Below are 16721 nucleotides of genomic sequence, written 5' to 3'. Positions count from 1 at the left end.
GGCATGAGCGGCGCGTTCACGCCCATTCGTCCGGCGAAAACCGCCGAAATAAAAAAAGCCCCGCTAACTTCGCGGGGCCTTTTACCGGTCCTGAAGCCCGTGCCTGAGTAAGCTCAGACTGCTGCCGGGACGACGTTGACCATGTGCTTCTTCGCTGCGCCTTTCGTCGAAAAATTGACGTGGCCGTCCGTCAGCGCGAACAAGGTGTGATCCTTGCCGATACCGACGTTATCGCCCGGGTGCATACGCGTGCCACGTTGACGAACGATGATGCCGCCAGCGTTGATAGCCTGACCGCCGTAAACCTTCACGCCGAGGCGCTTCGATTCGGAGTCGCGGCCGTTGCGGGATGATCCGCCTGCCTTTTTGTGTGCCATTTGATTTGCTCCTTAACCGTTGCGCTTACGCGTTGATCGCGTCGATGCGCAGTTCGGTATAGTTCTGGCGGTGGCCGCCATGCTTCTGGTAGTGCTTCCGGCGACGCATCTTGAAGATGGTCACTTTTTTGTGACGACCCTGCGACACGACGGTAGCCTTGACGGAAGCCCCACTGACCAGCGGCGTACCGAACTTAATCGATTCGCCTTCGCCCACTGCGAGAACCTGGTCGAGCGTGATTTCAGCGTCAATGTCTGCCGGTATCTGTTCTACTTTAAGTTTTTCGCCGACGGCAACTTTATACTGCTTGCCACCGGTTTTTATGACCGCGTACATTGAGAACCTCACTCTGTGTTCATTTTTCCCACGCACCGCGCGCGGAAACCCGTGATTATACATAGAGTTAGCTACGCGGTCAAAACTCATTGAGAGATACCGTGCGAGGTGCCCGGCGCCTCGCGGCCGCGCCCTAATGCACGACCCCGCAGCCGCCGAACGCGCCGCACGGCAGCCCGCGACACGGAACTGCCGCGATTCGCCTTATAATTCGCGGCACTACCCAATTCAGCCACCATGTCGTCGACTGCCACTCCCTCCTCCAACGCCGCCAGCCTGCTCGCTCCGATCGCCGAAGACATGCAGCAGGTCAATCGCGTCATCAGGCACCGTCTAGCGTCGGACGTGATGCTGATCAACCAGATCTCCGAGTACATCATCAGTGCCGGCGGTAAGCGGCTGCGGCCCGCGCTGCTGTTGCTGGTGGCCGGCGCACTGGGTGAAACCACCGGGCACCGGCACGAACTGGCGGCGGTCGTCGAGTTCATCCACACCGCCACGCTGCTGCACGATGACGTCGTGGACGAATCCGATCTGCGGCGCGGCCGCCAGACTGCCAACGCGCTGTTCGGCAACGCCGCGAGCGTGCTGGTCGGCGATTTCCTCTACTCGCGCTCGTTCCAGATGATGGTCGGCGTCGGCAAGATGCGGGTCATGGAGATTCTGTCGGAGGCGACCAACATCATCTCCGAAGGCGAAGTGCTGCAGTTGCTGAACATGCATGATGCGGACGTGGACGAAGCCCGCTATATGCAAGTGATCCGCTACAAGACGGCCAAACTGTTCGAGGCAGCGGCCCAGCTCGGCGCCGTGCTCGCCGGCTCGGACGCGAAGACTGAAGCCGCCGCGGCTGAGTTCGGCCGGCGCATCGGCACCGCGTTCCAGATCATGGACGACTGGCTCGACTACACGGGCACGGCCGAATCGATGGGCAAGAATGCCGGCGACGATCTTCGCGAGGGCAAACCGACACTCCCGCTGATCTATCTGATCGAACGCGGCACGCCAGAACAATCGGCGCTCGCCCGGGAAGCGATCGAGCAAGGCGGCACCGCCCGGTTCGACACGATTTTCGAAGCCATCACACGCTCCGGCGCGCTGGACCACACGCTGGAATGTGCGAAGCAGGAAGCTCAGGCGGCCGCAGCGGCAATTTCTTCATTTCCCGATTCCATTTTCAAAGATAGCCTGCTAGAATTATGTTCTTACTCGACGGCAAGACAGTCTTGAACGAGACTGAAACACCGTAAGAGTCCAGCAGTATCAAATCGGGGTGTAGCTTAGCCTGGTAGAGCGCTACGTTCGGGACGTAGAGGCCGGAGGTTCGAATCCTCTCACCCCGACCAGATTTGCCTTGATGTTGAAGGCTCGAAAAACCGCCCAGCTTGCTCGGCGGTTTTTTGTTTTGGGTCGGCGGTTTGTCGGATCGTCCGGCGGACGCGGCTTGAACCGCCCCACCAACATCACCGGCACCGACCTCACTGCCATGTCGGCGCGCCGCACTGATCGGCGCCCGCCAGATACCGGCGAATCTCACAATCCCGCACGCGACGATGCGCCGCGCACTCCGCCGCCGGGTAACTCACAACGTCCACCAGAATCAATCCTGGCAGCCGACTTCCGTGCTGTGCCGCGCACGAAATGACGGCACTCGTCTCTGTAATAAGCAAACGCAATCCGATCAATATCGGTGCCGCACGATTATTAATCCCGGCACCGCCCTCCCACCTTATCTTAATAATAGGAATAAATCCAAGCCATTAAAAGATAAGCGAACAAGCTTGCGCTATGAATAAACCCGGAATAATATTGACTCGAACCAAACGCTTGCCCGATATATTTCGGCATGCCAATCAAACCAAACGAATAGTCCAATCACCAAGGGCCCGAGCCATTGTTGGTGCGGCACGCCTGTACCACACCGCGGCCTGTGACAATCCGTGAGCGGAGGTTGGTCGGGCCAATCCACTTCAATACCACGAGATTCAAGACCATCCGAAAAAATCACCTGATTATCCGAGAAATTCTTATTAACAGCCGCGCGAATTAAGACTCGCGCTCAATTCGCTTCACTGGAACAAAATCTGCGTTTTATTCGGCCAATGCATTCCATCAACTTCGCCCGCATCTATCCGATTAGCCCGATCAGTTTCGAGCACCCCTGTGGCGCCGATCTGGAATACGACGCTGAATTCATCGCGTTGCAGCAGATCGCAACCGGCAGTCGCGAACAACAATTTGGCGACACACTGATTCCAGCCGTCGCGCCGGACTGGCGTCAGGTGGCGGCGTTGGCGATCGCGTTGCTCGAAAGATCGATCGACCTGCGCCTCTTCGCGCTGTTGACGTTGGCCTGGACCGTCACTGACGGTCTTGAAGGCTACGCGAAGGGCATCTCGCTCACCGCAGACGCGCTCGATCAGTTTTGGGAGCCCATTCATCCTCAGCTTCAGGTGGCCGGCGAATTCGATCCGCTTCCGCGGCTCAATGCATTGGCCGCATTCACGGATCGCGAGGCGCTCGGACACGCGGCCCGCGGCGCCACGTTGCTGCACTGGCGGCTGGGCCCGCTGTCCCTGCGGGACGGGGCGGCGATTCTCGAAGGAAAACCGGCTTCAGCCGCGAACACAGGTTCATCGTCAAACGCCGACCTGCGAGCGGAGTTGCGCTCGGTGCTGCACGGCGAGCCCGGAGAACTCACCGTTGCGCGGCAAGTGCTCGACGCCATCGAACGCATCTCAGGGCACATCTCGCTGAATCTGGACTACGCGTGGGTGCCGGATTCGAGCGCTGTTGAACACCCACTGACCGTGATCTTGCAGGCGGCGCAGAGACCCGGCGGCTCGAACCTGTCGTCGATCACCGACCATCCTGAGTTCCAGCACGCGCCGAATACCCGATCCGAACACGGTGAAGAGACGCACTTGCGCCGTGAGCCCATCCAGGCAGACCGGTCCACTCAGCAATCCGTTAAAGCCGGGCAGGTTCAGCAGCTCGATCCGGCGTCGGCATCGCTATCAGCGCGGCACGTTGCCGGCGCCCCCGAACCGTGCAGTTGCCCCATCGCGCTCGGTTCACGCCAGGACGCCCTGCTCGCGCTCGAAAGCGTGTGCCGTTATCTGGAGCACACGGAGCCAGGCCATCCCGCGCCTCTGCTGATACGCCGCGCACAGCGTCTGATGCACATGAACTTCCGCGAAATCGTGCGCGACATGGTGCCTGCCGCATTGCCGCAACTCGACGCCCTCGCGGGCGACCCCCAGCAACCAGCGGCCAATTCAGGCAACTGATCCAACCCACGAACTGCGACCAGCCGAAACCCATAGGGAGCGCAAATCAACATGATCCATTCGAACGCATTGAAAGCAAAAGCGACCGGGCAGAAATTCATCGCGCGAAATCGGGCGCCGCGCGTGCAGATCGAATACGACGTCGAGGTGTATGGCAGCGAGCGCAAAGTGGAAATTCCATTCGTGATGGGTGTCATCGCCGATCTTGCCGGCAAATCTGCCCGCCCTCTGCCCGGTTTCGAAGAACGTAAATTCATGGAAATCGACGTCGACAACTTCGACGAACGGCTGAAGTCGGTCCAGCCTCGCGTGGCACTTCAAGTGTCGAACGACATTGCCGGCCAGGGCATGCTCGCCGCCGAACTCACCTTCGAATGCATGGCGGATTTCTCGCCGGCCAGGATCGCGCGCCAGGTGCCCGCACTCGACCAGTTGCTGCAGGCGCGCTCGCAATTGTCGAACCTGCTGTCCTATATGGACGGCAAAAGCGGTGCGGAAGCGTTGCTCACCGAGGCGTTGAAGAACCCCGCGTTGCTGAAAGCGCTTGCCGGTCCATCGGCCCCCGCCGAAACAAAAATAAGCGACCTGGACACCGCCGTCGAGACGGCGGACAGGGAAACGCACGGCCACCGTGCATGACATCGACTCAGAATCGCTTTCGGAGATCACCGTGACCCTCGCACAGTCCATCACCCAGCAATCGGCCAACCCGGCGTTCACGGCCGAACATTTTTCAGCCGTACTGATGAGGGAATTCAATCCGCGCACCGAGCAAACGCAGCAGGCCATTGACAGCGCGGTCAGAACGCTCGCGCTGCAGGCGCTGGAAAACGCAGTCGTCATGTCGGATGACGCGTATCAGACGATCCAGACGGTGATAGCCGAAATCGATCGCAAGCTGTCACAGCAGATCAACACGATCATTCATCACCCCGATTTCCAGCAGCTCGAATCAGCGTGGCGCGGACTGCACTATCTGGTCAACCACAGCGAAACGGACGAATTGCTGAAGATCCGCTGCATGCCGATCAGCAAGACGGAACTGAGCCGTATGCTGAAACGGCACAAGGGCGTCGCGTGGGATCAAAGCCCACTGTTCAAGAAGGTCTACGAGGAAGAATACGGCCAGTTCGGCGGCGAACCGCTCGGCTGCCTGGTCGGTGACTACTACTTCGATCACAGCCCGCCGGACGTCGAAACGCTCGGCGAAATTGCCAGGATCGCCGCCGCCGCGCACTGCCCGTTCATTACCGGCGCCTCGCCCGCGGTCATGCAAATGGCGTCGTGGCAAGAGCTGTCGAATCCGCGCGACCTCAGCAAGATTTTTCAGAATAGCGAATACGCCGCGTGGCGCCATTTGCGTGAGTCGGACGATTCGCGTTATCTCGGCCTGACCATGCCGCGTTTTCTCGCGCGCCTGCCATATGGTGCACGCGAGAATCCGGTCGACGCCTTCGACTTCGAGGAAGACACGGAAGGTGCCAATCACGAGCGCTACACGTGGATCAACTCCGCGTACGCGATGGCGGCCAACATCAATCGCTCGTTCAAGTATTACGGCTGGTGCACGTCGATTCGCGGCGTCGAATCGGGCGGCACGGTGCAGGATCTGCCCACCCACACGTTTCCCACCGACGACGGCGGCGTCGACATCAAGTGTCCGACTGAAATCGCCATCAGCGACCGGCGCGAGGCGGAACTCGCCAAAAACGGCTTCATGCCGTTCGTGCATCGCAAGAACTCCAATTGCGCAACGTTCATCGGTGCCCAATCGCTGCAACGGCCAGCCGAATACCACGACGCCACCGCTACCGACAACGCGCAACTGGCCGCGCGCCTGCCCTATCTGTTCGCGTGCTGCCGCTTTGCGCATTACCTGAAGTGCATCGTGCGCGACAAGATCGGTTCGTTCAGGGAACGCGGCGATATGGAGGCGTGGTTGAACAACTGGATCATGAATTACGTCGACGGCGACCCGGTCAACTCGTCGCAGGACACCAAGGCAAGAAAACCGCTGGCGGCGGCCCAAATCGTGGTTGAGGACCTGGACGACAACCCCGGCTACTACAGCGCCAAATTTTTCTTGCGTCCGCACTATCAACTCGAAGGCCTCACCGTGTCATTGCGGCTGGTGTCGAAGTTGCCGGCGCTGAAAGATAGCGCGACATCAGCGCAACGGTTCTAAACATCAAGTCATCAGTTTCGCTTCATCGAATAGGGAACGGAAAAATGTCAGTGGATATGTACATGCGGGTAGACGGCGTCACCGGCGAATCGAAAGACGCCAACCATAAAGGGTGGATCGACATCCAGTCCTATTCGTGGGGCGCGGCGCAGCCCGGCAATATGGCGACGGGAAGTGGCGGCGGTATCGGCAAAGCCAGTTTCCAGGATCTGGAGGTCGAAACCTTCATGGACAAAGCCGCGCCGGCGATCCTCAAGTACTGCGCCAACGGCAGGCACTTGCCGCAGGTCGAAGTCTCGGTGTGCAAAGCAGGCGGTTCGCAGATCGAGTATCTGCGAATCACACTCTCCGAGGTGCTGGTCACGTCCGTCCTGCAGGGCGCCGCGAAAACGTCCGAGGCGGTGCTGGTGACTTACGCATTCCAGGCAGCCAAGGTGAAGAAACAGTATTGGGAGCAGACCGACCAGGGCAATCGCGGCGGCGAAAGCGTGCTCGCCTGGGACGTCAAGCAGAACCGCGAGGTTTAAGCCTTCCCCTTCTTCAGCGAGTTGTACGGGCAAACAAACGCGCTTGCCCGCATGGCTCACCTGCCAGCGAGACCATCTGTGAACGAGCCTTCTTTCTTGCGCGAGCCGCGGGATTCCGCGGCGCCGCGCCGTGGGCCGCGCTTCGACGTTCAGCCCATGCTGCTGGATCGTCTGACGGTCCACCGTTCGCCCGCATCGAACGAGCCGGGCGGACGCCACGCGCCGTCGCATACGGCGTTGCGCACGGCATTGCGCGAATCGATTCTGCGCGATCTTGGCTGGCTCCTGAACAGTGTCCCGCCTGACGTGATGGACAACCTCGACGCCTATCCGCACGTACGCAGCTCGGCGATCAATTTCGGCATGAACGCATTGGCCGGCTCGTGCTCACCGGTCAGCGGTTGGACTCACATCGAAGGCGCGATTCGCGAAGCGATCACGCAGTTCGAGCCGCGCATTCTGGCCGACAGCATCGAAGTGCGATGCGTCGGCGGATCGAACGCGGTTCGGCCGGGCCACATGCTGCTGCTGGAGATCAGCGGACAGTTGTGGGCGGGCGACGCGCCGCAAGCGTTTGTACTGCGTTCGCAAATCGACCTCGAGAACGGCCGCGTCACCTTGCACTCGCCAGGTATCGTGTAATGGACGCACGCCTGCTCGACTACTACAACCGCGAACTCGCCTACCTGCGCGAACTCGGCGCCGAGTTCGCCGAAGCGTTTCCGAACACAGCCGGCCATCTCGGCATGCACAGCACGTCCGTGCGGGACCCGTATGTCGAGCGGCTACTGGAAGGTTTCAGCTTTCTGACCGCACGCATCCAGTTGAAGATGGATGCTGAATTTCCGCGCTTTTCGCAGCGGCTGCTGGACGTCGTCTACCCGAACTACCTGGCGCCGTTGCCGTCGATGGCGATCGTCGCCGTGCAGCCCAATCTGCGTGAAGGCAGCCTGCATGACGGCTACACGTTGCCGGCCGGTACACCGCTGCGTGCTCATCTCAGCCAAGGGGAACAGACCGCCTGCGACTTTCGCACGGCTCACGCGCTGACGCTTTGGCCGCTACGCGTGACGGAGGTCAGGCTGCGCGGCGCGCCTACCGAGTTACCGCTGTCACGACTCAACGTTCAAGGCGAAGTACGCGCCGCGTTGCACGTACGGTTTGAAGTCTGCGGCGCCGACAGTGTGAGCCAATTGCCGCTCGACGCCTTGACGTTTTTTCTTAGCGGCGCGGAAAACCAGGCGTTGCCCTTGCTGGAACTAATGCTCGCACACTGCGTCGGCGTGGTCTGCAGTGACGGCACGCAGACCGCAAACCGTTGCTCGCTGCTCGACAGCGAAGCCCTCCATCACGAAGGATTCGACGCGACCCAGGCGCTCTTGCCCTACGGAGCACGCTCGTTCCAGGGCTATCGGCTGCTACATGAGTACTTCGCGTTCCCGGCACGCTTCCTGTTTTTTAGCATCAGGCATCTGCGCCCCGCGTTGCGCAAGATCGAAGGCACGACGTTTTCGCTGACCATCCTGCTCGACAAGACGGCGCCCGAACTCGAGCGCTCGGTCGACACCCGCAGTCTTGCGCTGTTCTGCACGCCGGTCATCAATCTGTTTCCGAAACGCACGGACCGCATCGCGGTCACGCTGCAACGCCACGAACATCATCTGGTGGTGGACCGTACGAGGCCGCTCGACCACGAGATCCATACCGTCGAGAAAGTGACCGGGCACCTGCAGTCCGCCGGCAGTCACTGCGAGTTCCGGCCGTTCTACGGCACGTTTTCCGGCGACGCGCCCACCGGCCATGGCCGCTATTTCTCGGTCCGTCGCGAACCTCGCCTCGGCAAAGCCGCGCGCGGACTGGCACACGGCAACGCGTCGACTGCCTATAGCGGCAGCGAAGTGTTCCTGTCGTTGGTCGACCAGAACGATGCGCCGTTTTCCGACGATCTGCGCCAGTTGTCGGTGGAAGCGCTCTGCACCAATCGCGACCTCGCGCCGCTGATTCCGCTCACCGGCAACAGCGATTTCAGCTTGCGTATTTCCGCACCCGTCAGCGCTATCAAGGTGCTGCGCGGACCCACGCCGCCGCGTCCGGCGCTTGCCGATAGCGACATCACCTGGCGCCTGATCAGTCACCTCGGTCTCAACTATCTGACGCTGACCGATCTCGACGGCGGCGAAGGCGCACAAGTGCTGCGCGAGTTGCTCGAACTTTATGCGGGCGCCGCGCAAGCCGATGTGATGCCGCAGATCCAGGGGCTGCGCAGCGTTCAGGTCCAACCCGTGTACCGTCAGTTGCCGCAGCCGGGTCCGCTGATGTTCGGCCGCGGCGTAGCCGTTTCGTTAATGCTCGACGAACTGACGTTTGCCGGCGCCAGTCCCTATCTGTTCGGCGCGGTGCTGGAGCAGTTCTTCGCCCGCCATGTGTCGCTGAACAGCTTCAGCGAACTCGCCGTGGCAACGCTGCAGCGCGGTGAAATCAACCGGTGGGCGCCGCGTGTCGGCTGCCGCCCGATCGCATGAACGGCGCAGCTCATCCGTCGCTGCAGCGCTTCTGGCAGCAAGTCGCCAACACGCCGCACGCGTACGACCTCTACGCGCTGTTGCGCTGGCTCGACGCCCGAGCCGGCATGCCGGCGCGGCTCGGATACGCGGCTCATCCGGACGACGAGCCGCTGCGCATCGGCCAGCAGCCGTCACTCGTGTTCGCGCCCGCCGCGCTTGCGAGCGCGACGCTGGCAAATGAAGGCGCGCCGCCGCGCGTGTCGATCTATGGCTTCGGCCTGTTCGGCCCCAACGGTCCGCTGCCGCTTCATTTGACCGAATACGCGCGCGACCGGGCGCGCAATCACGACGACCCTGCGCTGACGGCGTTCGCGGATCTGTTTCATCACCGGTTGACGCTGCTGTTCTACCGCGCATGGGCCGACGCACAAGCTACCGTGAGCCTCGACCGCGGCGCGGGCGCGCGCTTCGACGCTTATGTCGCGAGCCTGATTCATCTGGGGTTGCCCTCGCAGACTCCGCGTGGCGGCCTGCCCGCTCACGCCGGCCATTTCATGGCCGGCCATCTGGTGCGGCAAACCCGCAATCCGGCGGGACTTCAGCAGATCCTGCAAGTGTATCTTGGCGTGCCGGTGACGATCGTCGAGTTTGTACCGAGCTGGATACCGGTCGAAGCATCGCAACGCACCCGGCTGCGCGGCAGCGCACCGACCCGCAAGCTGGGCGGCGGTGCGTTGCTCGGCATCGCGGTGCGCGGCGTGCAATCGAAATTCGAGCTCAGGCTGGGCCCGTTATCGCGCGCGCAGTTTTCAGCGCTCTTGCCGCGCACGCCGCGCGCGCGCCAGGTGGCGCAGTGGGTGCGTCTGTACGGCGGCGTCGAATGGGCGTGGGACCTGCGGCTGGTTCTGGCCGCTGACCAGGTGAGCGGTGCCACGTTGGGCGGCGATAGCCCGCACAGCCCGCCATTGGGCTGGGGCAGTTGGCTCGGCACCCGCGCGGGCGCTGCCTCCAACGCCAACACCAACACCGACGCCGACGATTTCGTCTACCAACCCGAACGATACGAACAGGAAACCGCCACCTACTGAGCAGCCCCCGAACCCCGAAGCCGCATTCACTGCCCCGCACGCCCGTCGCGCCCATCAAGCAGGAAACTTGTCATGAACCACATCGTCACCGCACACACGCCGCTCGATCCGGCCATGCTCGCGTTCCGTTCGCTGACCGGCGCGGAAAGGCTGTCGTCGCTGTATGAGTTTCAGGTGGAACTGGTGAGCCCTTCCGCGTCGCTCGATATGAATGCGCTGCTCGGCAAGCCGCTCTCGCTGGATATCGTCACGAGCGCCGGTGCGCTGCGCCATCTCGGCGGACAGATCGCGCGCTGCGCATTCAGCGGCCGCGAAACCGGCACGGTGCGCAGCTATGTCTATACGGCCACGCTACGTCCGTGGCTCTGGTATCTCACGCAGAGCACGGATTGCCGGATCTTCCAGAACCTGTCGGTCGTGGAGATTCTGCGGCAGGTATTCGGCAAATACCGTTTCCAGGTCGACGAACGTCTGCTGACCGCGTATCGCAGATGGGACTACTGCGTGCAGTACGAGGAGAGCGATTTTGCGTTCGTCAGCCGATTGATGGAGCAGGAAGGCATCTACTACTTTTTCCGTCATGAAGCGGACCAGCAGGTGCTGGTGCTGGCCGACGACCTCAGCGCGCACGATCCGCTGCCAGGCCATGCGACGCTGCCCTGGCTCGCCGCAGACCGCCTCGCGCTGCCCACCGAAGAAGGCGTCCACACGTGGCATCCAGCGGTCGAACTGAGCCCCGGCGCCTATACCGTCGACGACTACGACTTCCGCAAACCGCAAGCCGATCTGTCGCAGATGCGCGCCAGGCCGTTGAGCGCCGAGCACGGCGGATACGCGAAATACCAATGGCGCGGCGGCTATATCGAAACCGATCAGGGCGAACACTACGCACGTGTACGCCTTGAAGCGGAACAGGCTGCGCACGCGCGCATTCAGGCGCATACGCGTTTGCGTGCGATCGCGCCGGGCTACCTGTTCACGTTGCAAGGCTGTCCGCGGCAGGTGGAAAACCGCGCCTGCCTGATAGTCGGCGTGAGCTATCGACTGCAGGAAAGCGGCTACGCAACCGGCAGCGGCACAGCCCGCTACGAATTCGATTTCATCGCACAACCCGCGTCGCTGCCGTATCGCGCGCCGAGCGTGACGGCTGTGCCAAGGGCGACCGGTCCGCAAACCGCCGTGGTGGTCGGACCAGCCGGCCACGAACTGTGGACCGATCAATACGGCCGCGTGAAATTGCAGTTTCGCTGGGACCGTTACGGCGCGCACGACGAAAACAGTTCGTGCTGGGTGCGCGTGTCCAGCGCATGGGCCGGCGCACAATTCGGCGGCATTCACGTGCCGCGAATCGGTCAGGAGGTCGTGGTCGATTTTCTGAACGGCGAACTCGACCGGCCGCTCGTCACCGGCCGCGTCTACAACGCCGATCAGATGCCGCCTTTCAGCCTGCCGGAAGCCGCGACGCAAAGCGGCTTCGTCACGCGCACACCCGGCGGCACCCGCGCGAACGCCAACATGCTGAGTTTCGAAGACAAGCGCGGGGTGGAAAAGATCAGCTTGCATGCGGAGCGCGACTACGCGCTGTCGGTGGAAAACGACGCGATGCACGACGTCGGCGGCGACAAAACCGAATCGGTCGCGAACAACACGTCGACCTCCGTCGGCGGCAGTTCATCCATCTCGGTCAAGGGCGATTCGACCTCGATCACGCTCGGCACGTCCCGCTCGTTTACGGCGCACCAGATCAGCGTGCTCGGCACTGGACTCAGCATGACCGGAGCGAGCGCGGGCGTGACCGGTTCGGCCATGGCCGCAAACGGTTCGTGGGTCGGCGCGAATGGCTCGAGCGTCACCACGACGGGGACGTCGGTTTCCTCCACCGGTTCATCGGTTTCCTCTACCGGCTCTTCGGTCAGTAGCACCGGTTCGAGCGTCAGTGCGACCGGCGTGTCGTACAGCACCGTCGGCCTGTCGGTCACGTTCTGACGTCGGCCATCCGAACCTGGCAGCCATGAAAATCATCAAACCCACGCCGCTCGGCATCCTGACGCGCCCCTACCGCGCGCACGGTCGCGAACACCTCGGCATCGCGATTCCGGTCATGGCGACGCTCGGCGCGACACCGCAAATCGTGAGCGAATCCGAATTGTGGAATACGGTTGGTGATGAACTGGCGGGCTATACGCTCGACGCGGCAATGCCCAAGTCGCACGCCGAGTTTCTGGTGTCCGCGAATGCCTACGGCAAGTATTGTGAACGCGGCCACCGCGGCGACCGCGCGAATACTTGCCACGTCGGCATCCGCTTCGCGGGCGTGGAAAAGCAATTGCACGTATCAGGCGAGCGCAACTGGAACGGCAATACAGCCACGGCGGCCAAACCGTTCGAATCGCTACGAATCGACTGGCCGCATGCCTACGGCGGTGCCGGTTATGCGGACAATCCCGTCGGCCGGGGATTCAGCAGCGCAATCGGCGACGACCGCAACACGCCGTCTCTACTGCCCAATATCGAATACGCGGCGAACGCGCTCACGCAGCGTGGGCAACACGCCGCCCCCGCCGCCTTGACGCCGATCGCGCCGAGTTGGCCGCAACGCAGCGCGCTCTTCGGTCAGTTAGACGAGGTGTGGCATGAGCAGGATCGCCCCGGCTTTCCTCGCACGATGGACCGTCGCTATTTCAACGTCGCACCGCTGGATCAGCAATTGCCGGCACACACGGCGCTGCCGGACGGCGCGGCCTATGCGATCACGCGCCTGCATCCCGAGCGCGAAGTGATCGCGGGCGTCTTGCCCGCGTTGCGTGCTCGCAGCTTTATCCAGCGTCGTCAGTCCAAGTTGCTGACTGAGATCGCGATGCGTCTGACGACCGCCTGGTTCATTCCCCATCGCGAGCGGGTGGTGATGATTTTTCACGGCGTCGCGGAAATCGAAGCGTTCGATGCTCATGACATCGCCTGTTTGCTGATCGCCGCCGAGGCAAGCAGCCAAGCTCGATCAGCGGAGCACTATCAGCGTGTTTTCGAATTGCGTATGGACCGTCAGCATGGCGCGCTGCATGCATTGCGCGATAGCGACCTGATGCCCGCGTCGACAGCCGCGTCGACACCCGCCGACTCGACGCGCGACAACGCCGGCACGCCTGGCGATCCATCGCAAGGCGCATGGCAGCGCAACCTGTTAAACCGCGCGCGATCGCTCGCCGACGAAGCCGCCTTATCCGCGCAGCACGCAGGCATCCCGTTCCCCGCCGATGCGTTCGCAACATCGCCTGGCCCGACGCATGCACCGCGGCTCGACGATCTGGCCGAGTTCGTGCAGCGTCAGGAACAACTGGCGAGCGAACAGCGCGCCGCGCTCGACCAGACGCGGCAGCGTATCGAGAACGAACACGCCGCCCGCTGTCCGCCCACGGCGCCAAGACGCGGGCCGCCGACGCTGCCTCACGACAACACGCCGCCCGTCGATCCAATTGATCCCGTTTATTCCGTGCAAGCCGGAATGGCCGACATGGCACGCGAGGCGACCCTCAAACTACGCCAAGCCTACCGCCATGCCGCGCACTATCAGGAGGCCGCCCCCCGCCTCGACGCGAATACGGCTGCGGCTCGTACGATACGTAACCGCGTCATAACCCTGCATGCCAACGGCGAATCGCTCGCCGGTCTCGACCTGACCGGCGCCGATCTAAGCGGCCTGAGTTTGCGCGGCGCGCTGCTGTCGGACGCAATGCTCGAAAACGCCGACCTCACCGGCGCCGATCTCACCGGCGCCACGTTGAGCGACGCGGTGCTTGTCCGCGCCACGCTCAGCCGCGCCACCTTACGCGGTGCGAATCTAAGCCGCGCCAACCTCTCGCTGGCGCACTGCGACGGCACCGATTTCGACGAAGCAACGCTCGACGGCGCTCTGTTCGACCGCACTCAATTTCACCGATGCAAGCTGCGCCGCGCATCGGTCGAACGAGCCCGCTTCAGTCAGTGTCGTTTCGATTCCGTCGATTTCCGCGAGGCCAGGCTGAGCGATCTGGCGTTCATCGAGCAGGCTTTTCAGCACGTCGACTTCAGCCGCGCGCAAATCCGCAAGCTGGCGTTGATCCAGTGCACGGCCGAGCACGTCAGTTTTTCCGAGGCCGACATTCACGGCTTTGCCTGCATCGACACCTCGGCGGCCGGTATCCGTTTCGATCGCGCCACGTTGCGCCAGGCCGGCTTCCTGAAAGACAGCGTGCTGGATCGCGCCGACTTCTCGCACGCCACGCTCAGCGAGGTGAACTTCCGTCAAGCCAGCGCGAAGGGCGCCAATTTCAGCCATGCGAGGATCGACCAATGCGACTTCTCCGATGCTTGCCTGCACAGCGCCAATCTGCAAGGCGTGCGGATCGAGAACGGCTACCTGGTGCGCACCGATCTGCGCGGCGCGAGGCTGGCAGGCGCGGACTTGATCGGCGGCTATCTGCGGGGTGCCGATCTGCGCGGCGCAAACCTGCACGAAGCGAATCTGTTTCGCGCCAATCTCGCCGAAGTTTTGCTGGATGACGTTTCACGGAGCGGCGACGGCTCGCAATTCGACGGCGCTTACCTGGAGCAGGTCGTGCTCCACCCGTTGGCGAGTCCGGCATGAGTCTCACGCGCGAACAACTCCAACAGATGGTCCATCGAGGTGAAATCATCGAGCGGCAGTCAGTGGGACCGCTCGACTTGACGCAATGCGATCTGTCGGGTGGCATCTTCGCGAACGTTACGTTCAGCGGCACGCAACTCGCTCACGCGCGGCTCGGCGAATGCGTGTTCAACGAGTGCCGCTTCACGGACGTCGATCTGACTTGTGCCGACCTGTCGAGGAGCGTCTTCCTGAAAGGCGAGTTGGTGCGCACGAACCTCACCGACGGCACGCTCGACGATTGCCGTTTCACCGACACGCACGCAAGCGGCACACGCTTCACGCGAGCGCGCGCAGTTCGCCTCGCCTTTCTTAAGTGCGAGCTGAGCGGCTGCCAGTTCGACTCGGTGCAACTCGACTTCGCCTGTTTCGACGAAACGCCCATGGATGGCGCGGACTGGTCGGCCGCCGCGGTTCGCCAGAGCCTTTTCTATCGACTGGATTTGCGCGATGTGCGTTTCGCGCAGAGCGGCTTCGACCGCGTTATTTTTAGCGAATCGAATCTGACGGGACAAACGTTTCGCGGACAGGTATTCGATCAATGCCAGTTCATTCGCGCCGAACTCCGTGGTGTGGACTTCACATCGGCGCGGCTGTCGCGCTGCAATTTTCAAGGCGCTGAACTCGACCACGCGGTGCTGGACGACGTGGACGCTCCCTTCGCTAACTTCTTCGAGGCGCGCGTGAACCACGCGCAGTGCCGTGGTGCGCGCCTGCCGAACAGCATCTGGGTCGATGCTCGCGCGGCAAGCGCCGATTTCAGCCGTGCGGATTTGTCCGGCGCGGTGTTGCATCGCGCCGATGCGAGTGGCGCGCGCTTCGTGCAGACGCGACTCGACAGTGCGGATTTCTCGTCGGCGTTGCTGCACGGCGCGGATTTTCACGAGGCGTTGTTTGCGCGAACGCGCTTTGATGGGGCGCGCGCCGATGCCAGCGGCGCGCGCGTCCACCCCGACCGCAAGCCCCCACCCGCCCCCTGGCAAGACCAACCCGGCGTAGCCGCCAGCGACATCGCACTGGAAGCCGCGCGCGCCTGGTCGTCACGTCGGAACGATCGCGCAGCACTGCTCTCCACCTCAGAATCTCTATGACATCAACCGTAGCCGAATTAAGAACGCCGCCACCGGCCGAAACCAGCGAAACCACCGGCACCGTGCTCGCGTTACTTCACGACGACATGCTGCTGGTGGCCTGCGCGGGTACCCGACTAACTTGCCGACGCGCGTTCAGTTGCCTGATCGCGCCTGAGATCGGCGACCGCGTCATCGTGAGCCACGTCGAGCCGCAACGCCCCCACGTGCTGGCGATCCTTGACCGGCCTCACGGGCGCGGCGCATGCATTCGCGTCGGCGGCGATCTACTGCTCGAATCGTCGAGCCATATCCATATTCGCGCCGAACAGGGCCTTCAACTGCACGCGGACAACGACCTGGCGTTGCACGGCAAGCGCCTCGCACTCGACGCGGACGAAGCGACGCTCGTCGCGCGTAAAGCATCGATCAACTGCGCCGAGTTCGAAGGCCGCGCCGGTGCATTGCGGTTGATCGGTAAAAGCCTGGAGAGCGTCTTCGAGCGTGTCGTGCACATCGCGAAGACAAGTTTTCGCACGGTCGAGACGGTCGATCACCTGCGTTGCGCCCATCTCGACTACGCCGCATCGGAGGCCGTGCGTCTGCATGGCAAGCACACGTTGCTGACCGCCGAGCGTCTGGCGAAGCTCGACGCCCAACAAATCCACCTCGGCTAGGAG

Annotated in this window: 14 protein-coding genes and 1 tRNA gene; 13 read left to right on the top strand and 2 right to left on the bottom strand. The window is 62.5% G+C overall.

Features of this window, described 5'->3' with window-relative positions; translation table 11 throughout:
- Nucleotides 1-113: 113 nt before the first annotated feature.
- The gene (gene rpmA / locus GGD40_RS15120) at nucleotides 114-377 is read right to left on the bottom strand and encodes a 50S ribosomal protein L27 (protein WP_134961752.1); all 264 of its coding nucleotides are present in this window, start codon (nucleotides 375-377) and stop codon (nucleotides 114-116) included.
- A gap of 25 nt (nucleotides 378-402) precedes the next feature.
- On the bottom strand, nucleotides 403-714 hold the full coding sequence (rplU, locus tag GGD40_RS15115) for a 50S ribosomal protein L21 (protein WP_007747161.1): 312 nt from the start codon (nucleotides 712-714) through the stop codon (nucleotides 403-405).
- Nucleotides 715-951: 237 nt separating this feature from the next.
- Here rplU and GGD40_RS15110 point away from each other — a divergent pair, with 237 nt between their 5' ends.
- From GGD40_RS15110 to GGD40_RS15050, 13 genes are all read left to right on the top strand, one after another.
- Nucleotides 952-1944, top strand: a complete 993-nt coding sequence (locus GGD40_RS15110; protein WP_105509497.1) for a polyprenyl synthetase family protein — start codon at nucleotides 952-954, stop codon at nucleotides 1942-1944.
- A 39-nt stretch (nucleotides 1945-1983) separates the two neighbouring features.
- A tRNA-Pro gene (locus GGD40_RS15105) sits at nucleotides 1984-2060 on the top strand.
- 756 nt (nucleotides 2061-2816) lie between these two features.
- Nucleotides 2817-4004: a type VI secretion system protein TssA gene (gene tssA / locus GGD40_RS15100; RefSeq protein ID WP_179744119.1), complete on the top strand. Its 1188-nt coding sequence runs from the start codon at nucleotides 2817-2819 to the stop codon at nucleotides 4002-4004.
- Nucleotides 4005-4055: 51 nt separating this feature from the next.
- Nucleotides 4056-4643 (top strand): type VI secretion system contractile sheath small subunit, encoded by a 588-nt coding sequence (gene tssB, locus GGD40_RS15095; RefSeq protein WP_179708242.1) that lies wholly within the window; start codon nucleotides 4056-4058, stop codon nucleotides 4641-4643.
- 49 nt (nucleotides 4644-4692) lie between these two features.
- Nucleotides 4693-6189, top strand: a complete 1497-nt coding sequence (tssC, locus tag GGD40_RS15090; RefSeq protein ID WP_373565334.1) for a type VI secretion system contractile sheath large subunit — start codon at nucleotides 4693-4695, stop codon at nucleotides 6187-6189.
- A gap of 44 nt (nucleotides 6190-6233) precedes the next feature.
- Nucleotides 6234-6716 (top strand): Hcp family type VI secretion system effector, encoded by a 483-nt coding sequence (locus tag GGD40_RS15085; protein ID WP_179744118.1) that lies wholly within the window; start codon nucleotides 6234-6236, stop codon nucleotides 6714-6716.
- Nucleotides 6717-6794: 78 nt separating this feature from the next.
- Complete coding sequence (gene tssE, locus GGD40_RS15080) at nucleotides 6795-7358, top strand: type VI secretion system baseplate subunit TssE (RefSeq protein ID WP_179744117.1); 564 nt, start codon at nucleotides 6795-6797, stop codon at nucleotides 7356-7358.
- The gene (gene tssF / locus GGD40_RS15075) at nucleotides 7358-9238 is read left to right on the top strand and encodes a type VI secretion system baseplate subunit TssF (protein ID WP_179744116.1); all 1881 of its coding nucleotides are present in this window, start codon (nucleotides 7358-7360) and stop codon (nucleotides 9236-9238) included. Before tssE ends, tssF begins: the two co-directional genes overlap by 1 nt.
- On the top strand, nucleotides 9235-10308 hold the full coding sequence (tssG, locus tag GGD40_RS15070) for a type VI secretion system baseplate subunit TssG (RefSeq protein ID WP_179744115.1): 1074 nt from the start codon (nucleotides 9235-9237) through the stop codon (nucleotides 10306-10308). Before tssF ends, tssG begins: the two co-directional genes overlap by 4 nt.
- Before the next feature lie 72 nt (nucleotides 10309-10380).
- Nucleotides 10381-12294, top strand: a complete 1914-nt coding sequence (locus GGD40_RS15065) for a type VI secretion system Vgr family protein (protein ID WP_179744114.1) — start codon at nucleotides 10381-10383, stop codon at nucleotides 12292-12294.
- A 25-nt stretch (nucleotides 12295-12319) separates the two neighbouring features.
- Complete coding sequence (locus tag GGD40_RS15060) at nucleotides 12320-14932, top strand: DUF2169 family type VI secretion system accessory protein (RefSeq protein WP_179744113.1); 2613 nt, start codon at nucleotides 12320-12322, stop codon at nucleotides 14930-14932.
- Entirely contained in the window at nucleotides 14929-16062 is a 1134-nt protein-coding gene (locus tag GGD40_RS15055) for a pentapeptide repeat-containing protein (protein ID WP_179744112.1), read from the top strand. The genes GGD40_RS15060 and GGD40_RS15055 overlap by 4 nt, the downstream gene beginning before the upstream one ends.
- Nucleotides 16059-16718, top strand: coding sequence for a DUF3540 domain-containing protein (locus tag GGD40_RS15050; RefSeq protein ID WP_179744111.1), 660 nt, complete (start codon nucleotides 16059-16061; stop codon nucleotides 16716-16718). Before GGD40_RS15055 ends, GGD40_RS15050 begins: the two co-directional genes overlap by 4 nt.
- Nucleotides 16719-16721: the final 3 nt, after the last annotated feature.

The organism is Paraburkholderia bryophila (assembly GCF_013409255.1).
GTDB lineage: Bacteria > Pseudomonadota > Gammaproteobacteria > Burkholderiales > Burkholderiaceae > Paraburkholderia.
Note: the sequence above shows the minus strand (reverse complement) of the source record. Positions and strands in the feature narration are given on the sequence as shown.

Coding starts and splice junctions, on each gene's coding strand:
- GGD40_RS15055 (WP_179744112.1), top strand. CDS start 14,929: ATGAGTCTCACGCGCGAACAACTCCAACAGATGGTCCATCGAGGTGAA.
- GGD40_RS15110 (WP_105509497.1), top strand. CDS start 952: ATGTCGTCGACTGCCACTCCCTCCTCCAACGCCGCCAGCCTGCTCGCT.
- rpmA (WP_134961752.1), bottom strand. CDS start 377: ATGGCACACAAAAAGGCAGGCGGATCATCCCGCAACGGCCGCGACTCC.
- tssA (WP_179744119.1), top strand. CDS start 2,817: ATGCATTCCATCAACTTCGCCCGCATCTATCCGATTAGCCCGATCAGT.
- tssB (WP_179708242.1), top strand. CDS start 4,056: ATGATCCATTCGAACGCATTGAAAGCAAAAGCGACCGGGCAGAAATTC.
- GGD40_RS15050 (WP_179744111.1), top strand. CDS start 16,059: ATGACATCAACCGTAGCCGAATTAAGAACGCCGCCACCGGCCGAAACC.
- rplU (WP_007747161.1), bottom strand. CDS start 714: ATGTACGCGGTCATAAAAACCGGTGGCAAGCAGTATAAAGTTGCCGTC.
- tssG (WP_179744115.1), top strand. CDS start 9,235: ATGAACGGCGCAGCTCATCCGTCGCTGCAGCGCTTCTGGCAGCAAGTC.
- GGD40_RS15060 (WP_179744113.1), top strand. CDS start 12,320: ATGAAAATCATCAAACCCACGCCGCTCGGCATCCTGACGCGCCCCTAC.
- GGD40_RS15065 (WP_179744114.1), top strand. CDS start 10,381: ATGAACCACATCGTCACCGCACACACGCCGCTCGATCCGGCCATGCTC.
- tssF (WP_179744116.1), top strand. CDS start 7,358: ATGGACGCACGCCTGCTCGACTACTACAACCGCGAACTCGCCTACCTG.
- GGD40_RS15085 (WP_179744118.1), top strand. CDS start 6,234: ATGTCAGTGGATATGTACATGCGGGTAGACGGCGTCACCGGCGAATCG.